The sequence below is a fragment of the Cupriavidus taiwanensis genome (assembly GCF_900250115.1).
Taxonomy (GTDB): domain Bacteria; phylum Pseudomonadota; class Gammaproteobacteria; order Burkholderiales; family Burkholderiaceae; genus Cupriavidus; species Cupriavidus taiwanensis_B.
The window spans coordinates 632,890-651,496 of the sequence record NZ_LT984804.1 but is presented as its reverse complement, the minus strand read 5'-3'; the positions used below and the strand labels follow the sequence as shown (position 1 = coordinate 651,496).

Annotated in this window: 15 protein-coding genes and 1 pseudogene; 3 read left to right on the top strand and 13 right to left on the bottom strand. The window is 69.2% G+C overall.

From position 1 onward, the window contains the following. The first annotated feature begins 10 nt into the window (after positions 1-10). Positions 11-1,138 carry an acyl-CoA dehydrogenase family protein gene (locus CBM2586_RS19740; RefSeq protein WP_115665298.1) on the top strand — a complete coding sequence of 376 codons (1,128 nt, stop codon included), beginning with the start codon at positions 11-13 and terminating at the stop codon, positions 1,136-1,138. Between the two features lie 242 nt (positions 1,139-1,380). Continuing rightward, entirely contained in the window at positions 1,381-2,760 is a 1,380-nt protein-coding gene (locus tag CBM2586_RS19735) for a DUF1329 domain-containing protein (RefSeq protein ID WP_115665299.1), read from the top strand. 78 nt (positions 2,761-2,838) lie between these two features. On the opposite strand, the gene CBM2586_RS19730 is transcribed toward CBM2586_RS19735, so the two are convergent. Further along, positions 2,839-3,027 carry a DUF1484 family protein gene (locus CBM2586_RS19730; RefSeq protein WP_115665300.1) on the bottom strand — a complete coding sequence of 63 codons (189 nt, stop codon included), beginning with the start codon at positions 3,025-3,027 and terminating at the stop codon, positions 2,839-2,841. 493 nt (positions 3,028-3,520) lie between these two features. Here CBM2586_RS19730 and CBM2586_RS19725 point away from each other — a divergent pair. Next, positions 3,521-4,228, top strand: a pseudogene (locus CBM2586_RS19725) (integrase core domain-containing protein); the annotation flags it as partial. A 180-nt stretch (positions 4,229-4,408) separates the two neighbouring features. Here the strand turns inward: CBM2586_RS19725 and CBM2586_RS19720 are convergent. The 12 genes from CBM2586_RS19720 to CBM2586_RS19665 all read right to left on the bottom strand — a co-directional run bounded on the left by CBM2586_RS19720 (position 4,409) and on the right by CBM2586_RS19665 (position 18,601). Continuing rightward, positions 4,409-5,485: a Rieske 2Fe-2S domain-containing protein gene (locus tag CBM2586_RS19720; RefSeq protein WP_115689349.1), complete on the bottom strand. Its 1,077-nt coding sequence runs from the start codon at positions 5,483-5,485 to the stop codon at positions 4,409-4,411. A gap of 75 nt (positions 5,486-5,560) precedes the next feature. Next, positions 5,561-6,802, bottom strand: coding sequence for an NADH:flavin oxidoreductase (locus CBM2586_RS19715; RefSeq protein WP_115689347.1), 1,242 nt, complete (start codon positions 6,800-6,802; stop codon positions 5,561-5,563). Between the two features lie 35 nt (positions 6,803-6,837). Next, entirely contained in the window at positions 6,838-9,288 is a 2,451-nt protein-coding gene (locus CBM2586_RS19710) for an efflux RND transporter permease subunit (protein WP_115689345.1), read from the bottom strand. 28 nt (positions 9,289-9,316) lie between these two features. After that, on the bottom strand, positions 9,317-10,279 hold the full coding sequence (locus CBM2586_RS19705; protein ID WP_115689343.1) for a WD40/YVTN/BNR-like repeat-containing protein: 963 nt from the start codon (positions 10,277-10,279) through the stop codon (positions 9,317-9,319). A gap of 190 nt (positions 10,280-10,469) precedes the next feature. Further along, positions 10,470-11,672, bottom strand: a complete 1,203-nt coding sequence (locus tag CBM2586_RS19700) for an acetyl-CoA C-acyltransferase (protein ID WP_115689341.1) — start codon at positions 11,670-11,672, stop codon at positions 10,470-10,472. A gap of 15 nt (positions 11,673-11,687) precedes the next feature. Then, on the bottom strand, positions 11,688-12,143 hold the full coding sequence (locus tag CBM2586_RS19695; protein ID WP_115689339.1) for a MaoC family dehydratase: 456 nt from the start codon (positions 12,141-12,143) through the stop codon (positions 11,688-11,690). A gap of 150 nt (positions 12,144-12,293) precedes the next feature. Beyond that, a complete protein-coding gene (locus CBM2586_RS19690; RefSeq protein WP_115665307.1) occupies positions 12,294-13,097 on the bottom strand; it encodes an SDR family oxidoreductase in 804 nt (267 codons plus the stop codon). Then, complete coding sequence (locus tag CBM2586_RS19685; RefSeq protein ID WP_115689337.1) at positions 13,094-14,305, bottom strand: acyl-CoA dehydrogenase family protein; 1,212 nt, start codon at positions 14,303-14,305, stop codon at positions 13,094-13,096. Before CBM2586_RS19685 ends, CBM2586_RS19690 begins: the two co-directional genes overlap by 4 nt. Then, complete coding sequence (locus CBM2586_RS19680) at positions 14,302-15,450, bottom strand: acyl-CoA dehydrogenase family protein (protein WP_115689335.1); 1,149 nt, start codon at positions 15,448-15,450, stop codon at positions 14,302-14,304. Before CBM2586_RS19680 ends, CBM2586_RS19685 begins: the two co-directional genes overlap by 4 nt. Before the next feature lie 11 nt (positions 15,451-15,461). After that, a complete protein-coding gene (locus CBM2586_RS19675; protein ID WP_115665310.1) occupies positions 15,462-16,337 on the bottom strand; it encodes an SDR family oxidoreductase in 876 nt (291 codons plus the stop codon). 10 nt (positions 16,338-16,347) lie between these two features. Next, a complete protein-coding gene (locus CBM2586_RS19670; RefSeq protein WP_115689333.1) occupies positions 16,348-17,499 on the bottom strand; it encodes an acetyl-CoA C-acetyltransferase in 1,152 nt (383 codons plus the stop codon). Positions 17,500-17,527: 28 nt separating this feature from the next. After that, positions 17,528-18,601, bottom strand: coding sequence for an acyl-CoA dehydrogenase family protein (locus tag CBM2586_RS19665; RefSeq protein WP_115665311.1), 1,074 nt, complete (start codon positions 18,599-18,601; stop codon positions 17,528-17,530). Positions 18,602-18,607: the final 6 nt, after the last annotated feature.

Sequence of the window (18,607 nt, the reverse complement as noted above, 5' to 3'; positions counted from 1 at the left end):
GATAGCTGACATGGACTTCACCTACAGCGAAGAGCAACAGATGCTGGCGGACAGCCTGCGTCGCTTCATCGATACCGAATACACCTTCGAGGCCCGCCGCAAGAGCGCGCGCCAGGGCGAGAGCCTGGACCGCGACGTGTGGAACAAGCTGGCCGAAATGGGCGTGCTGGGCCTGACCGTGCCGGCCGACTTCGGCGGCTTCGGCGAAGGCCCGGCCAGCCAGCTGGTGGTGCAGCGCGAGCTGGGCCGCGGCCTGGTGCTGGAGCCGGTCACGCCCAGCGGCGTGATGGCCGCCGCCATCCTGTCGGCCCACGGCAGCGACGCGCAGAAGCAGGAATGGCTGCCCGCGATCGCCTCGGGCGAGCGCATCGTCACGCTGGCCTACCTGGAGCCGACCACGCGCTACCGCCCGGAATCGGCCCGCGCCAGCGCCGAGCGCAGCGGCGACGGCTATGTGATCAGCGGCACCAAGAGCGTGGTCTGGCACGGCGCCGCCGCCGACGCCTACCTGCTGACGGCGCGGGTATCGGGCAGCAACGAGATCGCGCTGTACCTGGTGCCGCGCGACAGCAAGGGCCTGGGTGTGACCGCCTACCCCACCATCGACGGCCTGCGCGCCGCCGACCTGTCGCTGCAGAACGTCACCGTGCCGGCCAGCGCGCTGGTGGGCCAGCCCGCCGACGGCCTGGCGGCGCTCGGCGTCGGCCTGGAGCACGGCATCGCCGCGCTGTGCGCCGAGGGCGCGGGCGCGATGGAAAAACTGATCCAGATCACCGGCGAGTACCTGGGCACGCGCCAGCAGTTCGGCAAGCCGCTGGCCAGCTTCCAGGCGCTGCAGCACCGCATGGCCGACATGCTGGTGCAGAAGGAACTGGCGCTGTCGATGGCCTACGTCGCCGCGCAGGCGCTGGATGAAACCGACCCCGCCGCGCGCCGCCGCATGCTGTCGGCCGCCAAGGTGACGGTGGCCCGCGCCGGCCGCTTTGTCGGCCAGCAGGCGGTGCAGCTGCACGGCGGCATGGGCATGACCGACGAGCTGTCGGTGGGCGACTACTTCAAGCGCCTGACCATGCTGGACCAGCTGCTGGGCGACAGCGACTACCATCTGCAGCGTTTTGGGGAAGTGATGGAGGCTTGAACCTGACCAAGGCCGATTGTTGTCTTCCCTCTCCCATTTATGGGAGAGGGGAGCAAGCCCGCGACACACGACCATCGGACAGAACTCCTGAGGCCGGGCACTTGCCCGGCCTTTTTGTTGCCAGCTCCCCCGCCTAGGGGAAATCCACTAGTCCGTTCCAACGATTCCCGGCCGCGGCACGGTCACTACCCTGTGACCACAGGCACGGACGTCGCCGGCCATTCCCTAGGAGCGAGACTGCAATGACATCCACTACACATCGACTGCTGCGCGGCGGCCTGCTGGTGACCAGCATGGCACTGGCCGCGGCATCGTGGGCGAAGGTCACCCCGGAAGAACTCAAGCAGCTTGACGGCAACCTCACGCCGATGGGCGCCGAGCGCGCCGCCAGCAAGGACGGCGATGTGCCGGCGTGGAGCGGAAAGTGGCTGGGTGCGCCGCCCCACGTCAAGTATCAGCGCGGCGACCGCTATCCGGACCCGTATGCCGACGAGAAGCCGCTGTTCGTCATCACCGCGCAGAACATGGCGCAGTATGCCGAGCGGTTGACCGAAGGCCAGAAAGCGCTGTTCAAGAAGTACCCCGACACCTTCAAGATGCCGGTGTACCCCAGCCATCGCGACTTCCGCTTCGAGGACGGCGCCTACAAGGACATCCGCACCTACGCCACCACCGTCAGCATGACAAGCGATGGCAACGGCTTGAAGGACGCCGGCCCCCAGGTTCCCTACCCGATCCCGAAGACCGCCATGGAACTGCTGTGGAACCAGCGCTTCTCGGCGGCCATCGGCACCGAGAAGGCGCAGTACGACCAGGCCGTGGTCTATCCGAACGGCTCGATCGCATGGGGACGCGTCTCGTACAACATCTTTTCGCCGCGAAACAGCGGCAAGTTCGAGCCCAACAACCCGCTCAACGAGCGCACCTTCTTCCGCACCGCCACCGACCTGCCCTTGCGTGACCGCGGCCAGGTGATCGTCGGCTATGCCGTTTGGGACCAGGAAGGCTCGGACACCAACCGTACGTGGATCTACAACCCGGGCACCCGGCGCGTGCGCCAGGCGCCGGAATTCGGCTTCGACCAGCCCCAGGGCCCCGGCGGCTTCCGCACGGTGGACGACGACCGCCTGTTCAACGGATCCGGCGAGCGCTACAACTGGAAGATCGTCGGCAAGAAGGAGTTCTACGTCCCTTACCACACGTACAAGCTGATGAGCGCCTCGGTCAAGTACAAGGACCTGCTGACCAACGGCCACGCCAATCCGGAGGTCATGCGCTATGAGCTGCATCGGGTATGGATCCTGGAGGCAACGCTGAAATCCGGCTTCCGCCACCAGTATGCGAAGCGCGTGCTGTATCTCGACGAAGATACCTGGCAATCGGTTGCCGCCGACAACTACGACGGCCGCGGCCAGCTGTGGCGCACCAACCTGCAGGCGCTGGTCTATGCCTACGATGCGCGCCGCTTCTCCGCGGCCACGGTCTTCTACCATGACCTGATCTCCGGCGCCTACCTGGCCGACCGCCTGACCAACGAAGGGCCGATGGCCAAGCTGAACAACAGCCCGGAGTTCAACGAGGCGTTTTTCTCTCCCGACGCGGCGCGCGGGTCGGGGACATGATTGGATCGTGACGGGATGGAGGCGCTCCTTTTGGGGCGCCCTTTTTTTGGGTTCTCTTCGATTTCAATGCGGCCCACATTAAGAAGCCGGCAACTCCGTCTCCAACACCCGCTCCAACTGCGCCTTCACCAACCCCAGCAAGCAAAACGCGCCAAAGCCCCCTTCCCACCATTCGCTCTGCTGTTCCAGCAAGGCAAGCACCCCGTCAATACCGGCTGCCACAGCCAAAAGACTGTACCGCGCCGAGGATAGATCGATTTCCGACATAGGACCTCCTATCGTTGCGTGAAGGTCCACCGCACGACGCTAATGGAGGGCGGCGGGCCTGACGACGAGGGTGGAAACCGGGTACTTACCCCAATCCCGGTCAGCCTGTTGGCTGCCTCGCCCGGCCCGCCATGGAGGTGGGTGCGCGCGTATGCGGACGCGGGCAACCGCAACAGCGATTGCCCGGGGGTAAGGCTTCGAGTTTCCACACTCGGTCACCGTTGTTCGATGACAGCCTCAGTCTCCCGCGCCACGGCGTGTGACGCGATATGACATCTCGCCTTCCCATACGGACGCAGCATCCTGCCCTAGCCTGACCGGCCAGCCAATAGCCAATCACCGAAACGCATCCTCGCCGTGAAGCGTGTTCGGGACTTCGAGTTAGTTTGGCAGCCTCGGTTCTGGAGCAACAGCGCGTGCATGGCTCCTGGGGCGCCCCTTCGTGGATACGCTGGCCCTCACCCCCGCCCTCTCCCGCGCGCTGTATGGACCATGGCAAATTGACTTCAAAGGCCACTTCGCTACCGACACGCAGAGGTGCCACCCGCTCACGGTCTTGGACGATCACTCCCGGTTCAATGTGCTGCTCAAGGCCTTGGGCAACGAACAGTTTGAATCCGTACAGGAAGCGTTAGAGATGGCTTTTGCGCGCTATGGGCTGCCCGAACGGATCAATGCAGACAACGGCCCGCCCTGGGGTTCTCCTGTGCCCCGAGCATTAACCACGCTGGGCGCGTGGCTGATTCGCCTGGGCGTGCGGCTCAGTCATAGCCGACCTGGCCATCCTCAGACCAACGGTAAGGACGAGCGCTTCCATCGAACCATGCAGGCTGAGCTGTTGGCCAACCAGCGTTTCCGGGATCTGGACGATGCCCAGCATCACTTCAGCCATTGGCGCCACGTGTACAACTTCAAGCGCCCCCACCACGCGCTGGATATGGAGACCCCCGCAAGCCGCTATGCGCCTAGCCCACGGGCGATGCCGCGCGAACTCCCGCCCATCGAGTACGGCAGCAATGACATCGTGCGAAAGGTAGGCGACGGCGGGCGCATCTGCTTCCGAGGAAAGACGTTCCGGGTCGGACGAGCCTTGGTCGGAACGCCCGTAGCGCTGCGCCCTCGCGTGGATCTGGACGGCACCTTTGACGTCTACTTCTGCCATCAAAAGGTCGCCACAATAGACCTACAGCAGGCCGATTAAACTGGAGACTGGACTGTTACCCATGTCCTGGCACATGTGTTACCCATGTCCCCGGTCCATACAGCGCGCGGGAGAGGGTCGGGGGAGAGGACCGGCGCATCCACGAAGGCCGGCGCACAAATCCCTGCCCGCTTGCCGCCCGGCCAGGTAGCAAGTCATCCGGCCAAAAGACCGCCAGCCTCACCCTTCAAACACGTGCCGCAGCACCGGCGGCTCGATATGCCCCGGATTGAGCTCGACCACGCGCCGCGCCACGCTGCCGGGCTTCACCTGCTCCACATCCGTGTAGAACTGCTGATACCACTCCCGCATCTGGTACATCGGCCCATCGCCTTCGCACAGCAGCGGGTTGTCGATGCGGATCTTGCTGTCCCAGATCGCCACGTCCTCGTAGAACGCGGCGCGGGCCTGGTCGACATAGGCTTGCGCCATGGCACGGTTCTTTTCATCGGACAGCCCGGGCACCTTCTTGACCAGCACGCCGTAGCGCAGCACGAAACTGTTCAGGTCGATCGGCACATGGCAGTTCAGCAGCACCGAATGGATTTCCTGGTCGCCCATGCGGCCGCTCATGTCGGTGATGTGGTAGGCCGGACCGAAGTATGTGGACAGTGCCGTCAGCCGGGAGTCGCCCGACAGCCTGGCGCTGCGCCCGATCATCAGCTGGGTGGCCTTGTGGTTCTCGAACAGGTTGGCGAAGTAGTCGACCGGGGCGCCATGGACCACGCCGAAATGCGCCATGTCGGAGATGTTGTCGACCAGCTCGCGGCAGTTGGTGCGGATCACCATCTCGTCCATGGCCCAGTCGGACCACTCCTCCGAGAAGCACGCGTCGATGCGCGGAATCGCGACTTCGGGCGGGGCCGGCCGGCCCTCGGGGTCGTGCCAGATGAACAGCAGGTGGTTCTGCTCGCAGGTTTCCCAGGCACCGATGCGCGCCTTCGGCGGCACCCGCTTGCAGTAGGGGATCGACTTGCAGCCGCCATCGCCGCCCCACTGCCAGCCGTGGAACGGGCACACCAGGTTGTCGCCCTGCACGGTGCCGGTACTGAGGTCGGCGCCCATGTGCGGACAGTGGCCGTCGATCACGCGGATGGCGCCGGTCGAGTCGGCAAATGCCGCCAGGCGCCTGCCGAAGATGTCCAGCGTGTGCGGCTTGCCGTCGCGGTAGCTTTCGGCCAGGCCCAGGCAATGCCAGCCGCGCGCGTAGCGGGCCTCGGGCGGGCGCGATTCGATCTTGTAGCCTTGTACGCTCATGGCGTCTGTCTCCTTGAAATCCCGTGGGACCTTCAAGATAGGGGCGTCCAGCCCGGGCCTCATCGTCCCATCGGACTACTGCAGCGCAACCATGCGGGTCAGCGCCGGGTCGTTGCCCCGGCCATGCACGCAGCTGACCCCGGCGGGGTCGTAGATGCGCGCCACGCAGCCGTTGCAGCTGTCGCAAGCCGACCGTTGCAGCGCGCCGTCGCGCCAGCCGGCGACCAGCGCCGGGTCGTGGATCAGCGCGCGCGCCAGGGCCACGGCGTCGAAGCCCTCCCCCATCAGCTGCGCGACGTTGTCGAGCGACTTGACGCCACCGACATAGGCCAGCGGCATCCGCACCGCCTGGCGCACCACGCGCGAGGCTTCCAGGAAATACAGTTCGCGGAAGGCCAGGTCGCGCGGGGTGCGTTTCTCGAGCATGGTGATGCCCAGGCGCGCCAGTGCGGTCGGTGCGGCGGCCTTCATCTGCGCGGTCGGCATCGGGCTGCCGAACAGCGCCCACGGGCTTTCCACGTTGCGCCCGCCGCTGAGGGTCAGCAAATCCGCGCCTTCCGCTTCCAGCAAACGCGCGGTCAGCGCCGAGTCCTCTGGCTGGTTGCCGCCCGCCACGGCGTCGCTGACGCTGAGCTTGCAGCACACCGCAAGTTCGGCGCCGACGGCATCCTTCACCTGGCGCAGCACCGCGGCCGGAAAGCGGGTCCGGTTCTCCACGCTGCCGCCGAAGGCATCGCGCCGGCGGTTGCTCAGCGGCGACAGGAACTGGTTGAGCAGATAGCCATGGCCCATGTGGATTTCGACCGCGTCGAAGCCGGCTTCGCGCGCCAGCCGCGCCGCCGCGGCAAACTGGCCGGCCACGCGGTCCATGTCCGGCGCGCGCATGGCGCGCTGGAAATACACGCCATGCATCATGCCGAAGGCATTGAGACCCGACGAGGCACTGACGGGCGCGCGGCTTCCGCCGTGGCGCATGGTGGTGAACGAGCCCGCGTGGGTGATCTGCAGGCAGGCTGCCGCGCCTTCGCGATGGACCGCGTCGGTCAGCACGCGCAGGTGCGGCACCTGCTCCGCGCGCATGCAGAGCTGGTGCGCGAAGGTCAGTCCGTCGTCGGCAACCGCCGCGTAGGCCACCGTGGTCATGCCGACGCCGCCGGCCGCGAGCTCGCGATGATGCTCGACCAGCGCCCGGGTCGGCAGGCCGTGCGGCGTCATGCCTTCATTGGCGCCGGCCTTGATAAAGCGGTTGCGCAGCGTCAGCGGGCCCAGGCGAAGCGGCGAGAACGCCGGCGCGGCGGTGGTCTGGATCTCGGGCATGCGGTCTCTCCGGTGGCGGGGTTCAGGCCCGGGGTTCAGATTGCATCGGACTTCAGGCCAGGCGTCACCGGGCCCGCCTCGCCGCCAGGCGCAGGCCCGGCTGGCCTGGCCGCCGGGCCGCGCGCGCGGGCGCGCTCCTCCTGCTCCACACCCAGCCACGCCGCCAGCGCCGGCAGCAGCGACACCGCGCCGAACAGGTTCACCAGGAACATGAACGCCAGCAGGATGCCCATGTCGGCCTGGAACTTGAGCGCGGCAAAGGCCCACGTGCCGACGCCGATGCACATCGTCAGGGCGGTGAACAGCGCCGCCGAGCCGCGCTGGCGCATGGCCTCGGCAAAGGCCTGCGACAACGCCTGCCCTTCCTCGCGGATCTGGTGCTGGATGCGCTCGTACAGGTAGATGCCGTAGTCCACGCCCACGCCCACGCCCAGCGTGATGACCGGCAGCGTCGAAACCTTCAGCCCGATGCCCAGGCGCGCCATCAGCGCATTGCACAGCACCGACACCAGCGTCAGCGGCACGATGATGCACAGCACCGCGCGCCACGAGCGGAAGGTCAGCAGGCACAGCAGCGTGATCGCGCCGAAGATCGCCAGCAGCATCGCCACCTCGGCCTCTTCCACCGCCTCGTTGGTCGCCGCCATCACGCCGATATTGCCGCCCGCCAGGCGGAAGGCCACGTTGGCGGTCTTGTCGGTGGCATTGAAGCGGCGGATCTCGCGGATGATATGGGCGATGGTCGCGCCTTCGTGGTTGGCGGTGTAGATCAGCACCTGGATCGCCTGGCAGTTCGGCGTGTTCATGCCGTTGTCCGGGTCGAAGGCCTTGGCGCCCTGGCTCAGGCCGGCGCTGTTGCGCGGCAGCGCCTCCCAGCGCGGGTTGCCCTCGTTGTAGGCGCCGATCACCACCTTGGCCAGCGACGACACGCTGACCACCGACTGCACGCCGGACACGCCGCGCATATGCATCTCGAAGCGCTCCACCGCGCTCATCACCGGGTAGTGCAGGCAGCCGTCGTCGAAGCCGGTGGGCTCGACCACCACCGTGAGCGCGTCCGAGCCGATGTTGTACTGGCTGACGATGCTGGCGCTGTCGCGGTTATAGCGCGAGTCCGCGCGCAGCTCCGGCGCGCCGGTGCCGACATCGCCGATCTTCAGGCCGCGCGATTCGATCGCGCCGAAAGCCAGCAGCGCCAGCGCCGCGACGAACACGCCCAGCGCGGGCGCCGGCCGCGCCAGTGCGCCGAACCTGTGCCAGATGCCGCCGTGGCCGGCGCCGCGCGCCGCCCGCGAGCGCGCCAGCGCCGACGGCTCCAGGCGCGTGTACGACAGCAGGATCGGCAGGAACACCTTGTTGGTCACGATCATCAGCAGCACGCCCAGGCAGGCGGTGATGCCGAGTTCGCGCACGATATCGATCTCGATGCGCATGATCACCATGAAGCCCAGCGCATTGGTCAGCAGCGCCACGGTGCCCGGGATGAACAGCTTGCGGAAGGCCGCGCTGGCGCTGTCGAGGGGGCCGTGGCCCTGCGCCACTTCCTGCTTCCAGGCATTGGTCATCTGCACCGCATGCGAGACCCCGATCGAGAAAATCAGGAACGGCACCAGGATCGACATCGGGTCGATGCCGTAGCCGAGCAGCGGCAGCAGCCCCAGCAGCCAGGCCACCGGCAGCAGCGCCACCACCAGCGCCAGCGCGGTGATGCGCAGCGAGCGCGTGTACAGCCAAAGCAGCAGCGCGGTGACGGCGAACGCCAGCGCGAAGAAGCCCATCACCCCGGCGATGCCGTCCTCGACATCGCCCACCAGCTTGGCGAAGCCGACGATATTGACTTCGACGTCGGTGCCGCCGAACTGCGCGCGGATCTTCTCCAGCTGGCGCGCCACCGAGCCGTAGTCGATGGTCTTGCCGGTGGCCGGGTCGGTCTCGCGCAGTTCCGCGCGGATCAGCGCGGACTTCAGGTCATTGCTGACCAGCCGGCCGATCTGGCCGGAACGGGCCACGTTGCGCCGCACCTTGTCGAGTTCGTCGGGCGCGCCGGAAAAGCGCCCTGGCACCACCACGTCGCCGCGGAAGCCGGCTTCGGTGACCTCGGTGTAGCGCACGTTGGGCGTGAACAGCGAGAACACGCGCGAGCGGTCCACGCCGGGGATGAAGAACACGGCATCGGTGGCATTGCGCAGCTTGTCCATGAAGGCCGCGTTGTAGATGTCGCCGTCGCCCTTCCAGCGCAGGCTCACCAGCACGGTATTGGCGCCGGAGAAGGTGCTCGCGTATCTGGTGAACACCTGCATGTACGGATGCTGCAGCGGGATCATCTTGTTGAAGCCGGGATCGAGCCGCAGGCGCGTGGCGGAACAGCCCAGCGCCACGGTCACGGCCAGGCACAGCAACAGCAGCAGGCGGCGGCGGCGCATCAGCACGCCGGCGCAGGCATCGACGAAGCGGCCCAGGCGGCCGGAGGATTGGGGGCGGGTCATGATGGTTCTCGCGTCCGGTCGGTCGGATTCAGTGATTGGCGGCCAGCGTGGCGCCGGCCAGGCCGCCATTGCCGCCGAGCGCCAGCGTGTCCTTGCCGGTGGCGGCCAGCGCGGCCAGGGTCTGCGGGCTGCCCGCCGGCAGCACCGTGAAGCGGCGCCCGCCGTCGGCGGACATCGCCAGCACGCCGCCCTGCCCGGCCAGCACGATGCGGCCATCGGGCAGCTCGGCGCCGCCGAAGAACGAGGTCCTGAGGCCGGTCTCCGCCGCGCGCCAGGTGCTGCCGAAGTCGTCGCTGCGCAGGGCGTTGCCGCGCATGCCGAAGGCCAGCCAGGCGCCGTCGCGCAGCGGCAGCACGCCGTAGAGCGAGCCTTCGTAAGGGGTCTTGACCGGCTCCCACTGGCTGCCGCCGTCGGTCGAACGCAGCACCAGCCCGGCCTCGCCGACCAGCATCAGCCGCCCCTGCCCGTCGCTGGCGATGGCGTTGAGGTGGCGGTCCTGCATGGCCTTGCCGGCGGCCTCTTCCCAGTGCCGGCCCTGGTCGCGCGAGACCAGGAAACGGCCGAAGCTGCCCACCGCGAACCAGGGCCCGCTGGCCTGCGCCAGCGCGCCAAGCAGTGGATCGGACGATTCCGGATCGAAGGCAACCTGCTGCCAGTGCGCGCCCCCGTCTTCGGTGCGCAGGATCTGGCCGCTGTGCCCGACCGCGATGCCCTGGCGGCTGTCGGCAAAGGCAACCTGCGTCAGCGTGGCGCCTTGCGGCTTGTCCACTGCCGCAGGGCGCCAGCTGCGCCCCAGGTCATCGCTGAACAGGATCTTGCCGCGCTCGCCGACGGCGACCAGGCGCTCGCCGGCACGGGCGATGCCGTTGACCTGCAGGCCGTCCGGGCGCAGCGCGGTGGCCGGGAACGCCGGCAGCGGGCGCGGCGCGAAAGCCCAGACCGCGGTGGCGAGCACGGCCAGCGACATGGCGATGCCGATCAGTCGTTTCATGATGTCTCCTCCGTTTTGGAGTGGTTCTGAGTATTAGCTCCCCTCTCCCGCTAGCGGGAGAGGGGCCGGGGGAGAGGGCAGGCGCCCGGCAAGCATCGCGACGCATCACTTCGTTGGGACTTCTGCCCTCTCCCCCGCCCCTCTCCCATAAATGGGAGAAGGGAGAAAACCAGCGGTACTTACACGGTTCTTACAGGACGTCGAACAGCGCCGCCGCCCCCATGCCCCCACCAATGCACATCGTCACCACCGCCTGCTGCACGCCGCGGCGCCGGCCTTCGATCAGCGCATGCGCGGTCATGCGCGCGCCCGACATGCCGAACGGATGCCCGACCGAGATCGCGCCGCCATTCACGTTCAGCCGCGCATCGGGGATACCCAGCGTCTGCTGGCAATACAGCACCTGGCAGGCAAAGGCTTCGTTCAGCTCCCACAGGCCCACGTCCGCCACCGTCATGCCATGGCGCGCCAGCAGCTTCGGCACCGCGAACACCGGGCCGATGCCCATCTCGTCCGGCGCGCAGCCCGTCACCGCCATGCCGCGATAGCGCCCGAGCGGTCGCAGGCCGCGGCGGTGCGCCTCGTCGGCGCTCATCAGCAGCACCGCGGCGGCGCCGTCGGACAGCTGCGAGGCATTGCCCGCGGTGATGTGCTCGCCCACGGCCACGGCCTGGCCGCCGCTCCAGACCGGCTTGAGCGCTTCCAGGCTGGCGGCGGTGGTGTCGGGCCGGTTGCATTCGTCCTGCGCCAGGCGCACGGTCTCGTGCCCGGTCAGCGCGCCGGCCTTGTCGAACAGCGCGCGGCGCGTCTCCAGCGGCACGATCTCGTCGTCGAAGGCGCCGCGCCGCTGCGCCTCGGCGGTGCGCTGCTGGCTGCGCCAGGCATAGGCGTCCTGCTCGCCTCGGCTGATGCCGTAGCGGCGCGCCACCACCTCGGCGGTCTCGATCATCGCCATATAGGCCGCCGGCTGGCGCGCCAGCACCGCTTCGGACTGGGCGCGATAGCTGTTCTTGTGCTTGTTCTGCGTCAGCGAGATCGACTCCGCGCCGCCGGCGACGATGATGTCGGCCTCGCCGCACTGGATCGCGCGCGCGCCCGCCGCGATCGTCATCAGGCCCGAGCCGCACATGCGGTCGATGGTCATGCCCGGCACGCTGTCGGGCAGGCCCGCCGCCACCGCGCACAGGCGGCCCAGGTTGTAGCCCTGGGTCCCCTGCTGCGCGGCCGCGCCGATCAGCACATCGTCGACCTCGGCCGGATCCACGCCGGCGCGCTCCACCACCGCGCGCGCCACGTGGCCGCCCAGCACCGGGGCTTCGGTATCGTTGAAGGCGCCACGGAAGGCCTTGCCGATGGGAGTGCGCGCGACCGCGACGATGACTGCGTCTTTCATGCTGTGTGTTCCTGTTCAGAAGTAGTAGCGGCTGATGGTTTCAGCCACGCAGGCGGGCTTGGGCTCGCCTTCGATCTCGACGGTCATGCGCACCACCGACTGCACGCCGCCATCCAGGGTCTCGGCGCGAACCACCTCGCCCACGCCGCGCACGCGCGCGCCCACGCGCACCGGCGCCGGGAAGCGGACCTTGTCGCAGCCGTAGTTGACGCCGAACTTCATGCCCTCGACGGCAACCAGCTCCGGCAGGAACTGGTTGACCAGCGCCAGCGTCAGGTAGCCGTGCGCGATGCAGCCGCCGTAGGGGCCCTGCGCGGCGCGCTCCGGATCGACGTGCAGCCACTGGTGGTCGCCGGTGGCATGGGCGAACTGGTCGACCTGCTGCTGGGTGATTCGGGTCCACGGGCTGGCGCCGAGGTGGTGGCCGACGGCGGCGTGGATGTCTTCGGCGCAGCGGAAGATTCTTGGCATTGCTGTTTCCTTTGATTTCTCACCCTGTCGGTTCCGACTTGCCGACAAGGCGCCCGTCTCGCTTGCTTGCTCCCCTCTCCCGCCTGCGGGAGAGGGGAGCGAATGCGAGGGGTGGTGGCAAGCGCCAGCGCATTCGCATATCGCTGGCCCTCAAGCCCGCTGACTACTCACCGGCAATACTTCCCCCGTCATGTACGACGCATAATCGCTGGCCAAAAACACCATCACATTGGCCACCTCCCACACCTCCGCCGCACGTCCGAAGGCCTCGCGCTCGCTCAGCTGCCGCAGCAGGTCCGCCGGCGCCGACTTCTTCAGGAAGTCGTGCAGAGCGATGCTCGGTGCCACCGCGTTGATGCGTACGCCAAACTCGGCGGCCTCCATCGCGCTGCAGCGCGTCAGCGCCATCACCCCGGCCTTGGCCGCGGCATAGTGCGACTGCTCCTTCTGCGCCCGCCAGCCCAGCACCGACGCGTTGTTGACGATGGCGCCGCGCCGGCGCGCCTGCATGTGCGGCAGCATCGCGCGCGTCATGCGGAAGGTGCCGGTGAGGGAAATATCGATGACGCGCGACCACTCGGCATCGTCCATATCAACTAGGCGGCGCGAGCCGCCGAGGCCGGCGTTGTTGATCAGCACATCGGTGCCGCCGAGTGCCTGTTCCGCCGCGGCCACCAGCGCGCGCACCTGCGCTTCGTCGGACACATCGCACAACCGGCCATGGATGGCCTGCAGCCCGGTTTCGGCGCGCAGGCGCTCGACCGCTTCGTCCAGCCGCTTGGGATGGACATCGGAAATCATCAGCACGCGGCAGCCCTCCTCCGCACAGCGGCGCGCGGCGGCAAAGCCGATGCCGGCGCCGGCGGCCGCGGTGATCAGCACGCTCTTGCCGGCGAGCAGTTGATGGCCCGGCACATAGGCCGGAGCGCTGGGGGTTTCTGCGTGAAGGGTCATGCCTGTCCTCTTGCCTCGCGCGGCATGCCCAGCCCGCGTTCGGCGATGATGTTGAGCTGGATTTCGTTGGTGCCGGCGTAGATGGTGTCGGCGCGCGAGAACAGCGCCATCTGCTGCAGCCGCGTGCGGCGCACATCGCCTGTCCCGGCGGGGTCCAGCACGTTGGCGAGCGGGCCCAGCACGTCCAGCGCCAGTTGCCCCAGGTCGCGGTGCCAGTTGGACCAGTAGTACTTGTAGATCAGCGCCTCGCGCTGCAGCGCAGTGCCGCCATCCTGGCCTGCCTGCGCCGCACCGGCCAGCATGCGCAGCGCATTGGCGCGCATCACGCGCAGCCCGGCCCAGGCGCGCGCGATGCGCTGGCGCACCAGCGCGTCGCGGCTGCTGCCGTTGTCGCGCGCGGCCTGCGCCACCCATTCCAGCTCATGCGTGAACTGCATCTGCTGGCCCAGCGTGGAGATCCCGCGCTCGAAGCCGAGCAGCGCCATGGCGATGCGCCAGCCGTCGCCGGGCTGCCCCAGCACGTCGGCGGCCGCGGCGCGCGCGCCGTCGAAAAAGACCTCGTTGAATTCGGCGCCCCCGCCCATCTGCCGGATCGGGCGGATCTCGATGCCGGGCTGGTCCAGCGGCAGCATCAGGAAGATCAGGCCCTTGCTGCCGCGCGAACCCGGCTCGCAGCGCGCCAGCACGAAGATCCAGTCGGATTCATGCGCGAGCGAGGTCCATACCTTCTGCCCGCTGACCAGCCAGTCGCCGCTGGCGGCATCGCGCACCGCGCGCGTGCGCACATTGGCCAGGTCCGAGCCCGCGCCGGGTTCGGAATAGCCCTGGCACCAGAACGTGGTGCCGTTGCGGATGCCGGGCAGCAGCCGCGCCTTCTGGTCCTCGCTGCCAAAGGCGATCAGGGTCGGCCCGATCAGGCCCTCGCCGATATGGCCCATGCGGCCCGGCCCGCCCGCGCGCGCATATTCCTCGTGGAAGATCACCTGCTGCATCACCGGCAGTTCGCGCCCGCCATGCGCGCGCGGCCAGCCCAGGCCGGTCCAGCCGCCATCGGCCAGGTGCCGCTCCCACGCCTTGCGCAACTCGGGATAGGCTTCTTCATCGCCGGGGCCGCCACGGTGTTTCAGGCATTCGAATTCGCCGGCCAGGTTTTCGGCCAGCCACTGCGCCACCTCGGCGCGGAAGGCCGACTCTTCATTCGCTTTCATGCTGTCCTCCATGCCTGCGGGCCGTTGGCGGCAATGTAGGCAAGCGCGGCACCGGCACCGCCCAGCCACTGGCCGGCGGCCTGCGCGCGCTTGAAATAGAGCTGGGGGTCGTATTCCCAGGTGAAGCCGACCCCGCCGTGCAGCTGGATGGCTTCCTGTGCGCAGAAACGCAGGGCGTCGTCGGCGGCGATGGCAGCGGCACAGATCTCGAGGCGCGCGTCGGGCATGCCGGCCGCCTCCCACGCCTGCGCCGCGCCGTAAACCGCCGAGCGCGCGGCCTCGACCAGCACCATCATCTGCGCGCAGCGGTGCTTGACCGCCTGGAACGAGCCGATGGCGCGGCCGAACTGGATGCGCTCCGAGGCATAGGCAACGGTCAGGTCCAGGCATTGCTGGGCCGCGCCGAGCTGCTCGGCCGCCAGCATCAGCTTGCCGTGCCACCAGGCCTGGGCCAGGCCCTGCGCCGCGGCGTCGCCGCGCGCCAGGCAGGCGCTCGCGGCAAGCGCGAGGCCGTCGAGCCGCAGCGACGCCAAGGGCCGCGTGCGGTCGAGCGTGTCCAGCGGCGCCAGCGCGAAGCGCGCATCCTGCGCCAGCGCCGCGGGCTCGAGCAGGAACAGTGCGGGCGCGCCGTCGTCGAGCCGGGTCGGCACCAGCAGCCAGTCGGCGCCGGCGGCATCGGCCACGTGGGCGGCGCTGCCGCTCAGCACGAAGCAATCCGCGCCGGCCCGCGCAGTGATCGGGACGCCGTCGTAGTGCCAGCCGCCATCGTCCGGCAACACCGCCGCGGCGCGGCACTCGCCCGTGGCCAGCCGCTCCAGCCACGGCCCGCTGTGGCCGACACTGCCCTGCAGCCACGGCGCCGCCACGCAAGCGCTCGACCAGAACGGCACGCAAGCCAGGCGCTGGCCCAGTTGCTCCTGCAGCAGCACCAGCCCGGGCGCACCCAGTCCGGCGCCGCCGACGGCCTCGGGCAGCGCGATGCCGCACCAGCCGAGCTCGCCCGCGATCGCGTGCCACAGGGCCTCGTCGTGCGCCGGCCCCGCCTCGGTCACGCGCCGCACCGCCGCGGAATCGCTATGCGCGGCGAGGTAGTCGCGCGCGCTGTCGCGGACCATCTGGTGTTCGACTGAGAGGGAGAAATCCATGGCCGTCGCGCTCAGCTGCCGTACACCGCCTGGGGCGGCTGCGCCTGGGCCAGCAGCCCCGCCACCGCCGCGCCCACTTCGGCCGGCTGCCAGCGCCCGCCCTTGTCGGCCTTCGGCCCGGTGCGCCAGCCATCGGCCACCGACACCATGCCGCCGGCCGCCTCGAACATGCGCCCGTTGACCCGCGCGGAATCCGCGCTGCCCAGCCACACCACCAGCGGCGCGACGTTGGCCGGGTCGTAGTAGTCGAAGCCGCCTGCCGGCGCCTTCATCATGTCGGCGAACACCTGCTCGGTCATGCCGGTGCGCGCGGCCGGCGCCAGCGCGTTTGCGGTGATGCCGTAGCGGCCCAGCTCGGCGGCCTGCACCAGCGTCAGCGCGGCAATGCCGGCCTTGGCGGCGGCATAGTTGGACTGCCCGACCGAGCCCTGCAGGCCCGCGCCGGAGCTGGTGTTGATGATGCGCGCGTCGACTGCGCGGCCGGCCTTGGCGGCATCGCGCCAGCGCCGCGCCAGCAGGTTGGCCAGGCAGAAGTGGCCGCGCAGGTGCACGCGCATGACCTCGTCCCAGTCCGACTCGGTCAGGCTGACGAACATGCGGTCGCGGCAGATGCCGGCGTTGTTGACCAGCACGTGGACCTCGCCGAAGGCCGCGACCGCGGCATCGACGATGCGCTGCGCGGTGGCCAGTTGCGTGATGTCGTCATCGCTGGCCAGTGCGCTGCCGCCGGCGGCGCGGATTTCCGCGCAGACCGCCTCGGCCGCCTCGCGCCGGATGTCGTTGACTACCACGTTGGCGCCCTCGGCGCCGAAGGCCAGCGCATAGGCGCGGCCGAGCCCGCCGCCGGCGCCGGTGATGATGACGGTGCGTCCGTCGCAAATGCCCATGATGTGCTCCTTACAACCGTTCGATGATGGTGACGTTGGCCAGCCCGCCGCCTTCGCACATGGTCTGCAGGCCATAGCGGCCACCGGTGCGCTCCAGTTCGTGCAGCAGCGTGGTCATCAGGCGCGCGCCGGTGGCACCCAGCGGGTGGCCCAGCGCGATGGCGCCGCCGTTGGGGTTGGTGCGCGCGGGCGCGTAGCCGGTCTCGGCCAGCCACGCCATCGCCACCGAGGCAAAGGCCTCGTTGATCTCGACCACGTCGATATCGGCCGGGCGCAGGCCGCTGCGTTCCAGCGCGCGCTTCGTTGCCGGGATCGGCGCGGTCAGCATCCACAGCGGGTCGTCGCCCAGCACGCTCATATGCGCGATGCGCGCGCGCGGCGTGAGGCCGTAGCGCTTGAGCGCGTCCTCGGAAACGATCAGCAGCGCGGCGGCGGCATCGGCGGTCTGGCTCGACACCGCAGCGGTCAGCGAACTGCCCGGCATCAGCGGTTCGAGTGCGGCCATCCTGGCCAGCGTGGTATCGGGACGCGGGGTTTCGTCCCGGGTCACGCCTTCGCACGGCACGATCTCGCGCGCGAAGCGGCCGCCCTCGATCGCCGCGGCCGCGCGCTGGTGGCTCTCCAGCGCATAGGCCTCCATGGCCTCGCGCGACAGCTTCCAGTGCTCGGCAATGCGCTGCGCCGCGTGGAACTGCGACACCGGCGCATCGCCGAAGCGCGCCTGCCAGCCCCTGCTGCCGGAGAACGGGTCGGCAAAGCCGAGCGCCTGCCCGGCCAGCATGGCCGACGAGATCGGGATCTGCGTCATGGTCTGCACGCCGCCAGCGATCACCACGTCCTGGGTGCCGCTCATCACCGCCTGCGCGGCGAAGTGCACGGCCTGCTGCGACGAGCCGCACTGGCGGTCCACCGTCACGCCCGGCACCGTCAGCGGCAGGCCGGCCGCCAGCCACGCGCTGCGGGCGATATTGCCGGCCAGCGGGCCGATGGTGTCGACGCAGCCGAACACCACGTCGTCATAGTCCTCGGCGGGAATGCCGTTGCGGCGCACCAGCTCGGCGAGCACGAAGCCGCCCAGGTCGGCGCCGTGCAGGTGCGACAGTCCGCCCTTGCGGCGCCCGGTGGGCGTGCGCAGGGCATCAACGATATAGGCTTGTTTCATGGTCTTGGTCTCCTCGGGATCGGGCAATTCAGGCAAAGGTGGCGCCGGCGCCGATCGCGTGCTCGCCGTCCAGGATGTGCGCGCCCAGGCGTGCCTTGTGGAAGGCGCGGTCGCCCCAGCTTCCCGCCAGGGCCCAGGCGCGCTTGGTGAAGATCTGCAGGTCCAGCTCCCAGGTGTAGCCCATCGCGCCATGCACCTGGATCGCCTGGCGCGCCGCGCTCCACGCGCAGCGCGCCGCGGCGACGCGGGCATGCGAGACATGCAGCCCCGCATGCGGCAGGTCATGCGCCAATGCGGCAGCGGCGCGCAGCAGCACCGGCTTGGCGAACTCCAGCTGGATCGCCACGTCGGCCAGCAGGTGCTTGACCGCCTGGTAGGCGCCGATGGCCTTGCCGAACTGCTTGCGCTGCGCGCTGTAGTCGATCGCCAGGTCGAGCATGCGCTGGGTCAGGCCCAGCTGCTGCGCCGCCACGCCCAGCGCGCCACGGTTCAGCGCCGCGTCCAACAGGCCTGCGCCGGCCGCCGCCGGAACCAGCCCGGTCTCGGCGCTCGGCGTCCACGCCAGTTCGAACAGCCGGCGCGACGGATCCAGGCCGGTGCGCGCGCTCAGCGCGGCCTGGTCCGGCCGCAGCAGGTGCACGGCGCCTTCATGCGCGCACAGGATGGCGTCGGCGACATGCGCGTCAGCCACCAGCCGCTGCTGCGGATGCGCCACCGCCACGCGCGCGTCGCCGGCGGCAATGCGTGCCAGCAGCACAGCGCAGCGCTCGCGCGTTGCGGCGTCGGGCGCTGCGGCGAGTGCGTCGCGCAGCAGGCCGGCCGCCACCAACGCGGTGTCGAGCAGCGGCTCCGGCAACGCGAAATAGCCGCACGCCTGCGCCAGCGGCGCCCATTCGAGCTCGCCCAGCCCGAGCCCGCCCTGCTCCGCCGGCACCATCACGGCGGTCATGCCCTGGTCGGCCAGTTGCCGCCACAGCGCATCGGAGCGGCCGGTCTCGGTCGCCCACAGCTCGCGCGTCAGTTCCGGCGTCATCTCGGTCATCAGGAAGCGCCGGATCGCCTCGGCAAACTGTTCCTGCTCTTCGGTCAGTGCGAAATCCATGTGTTT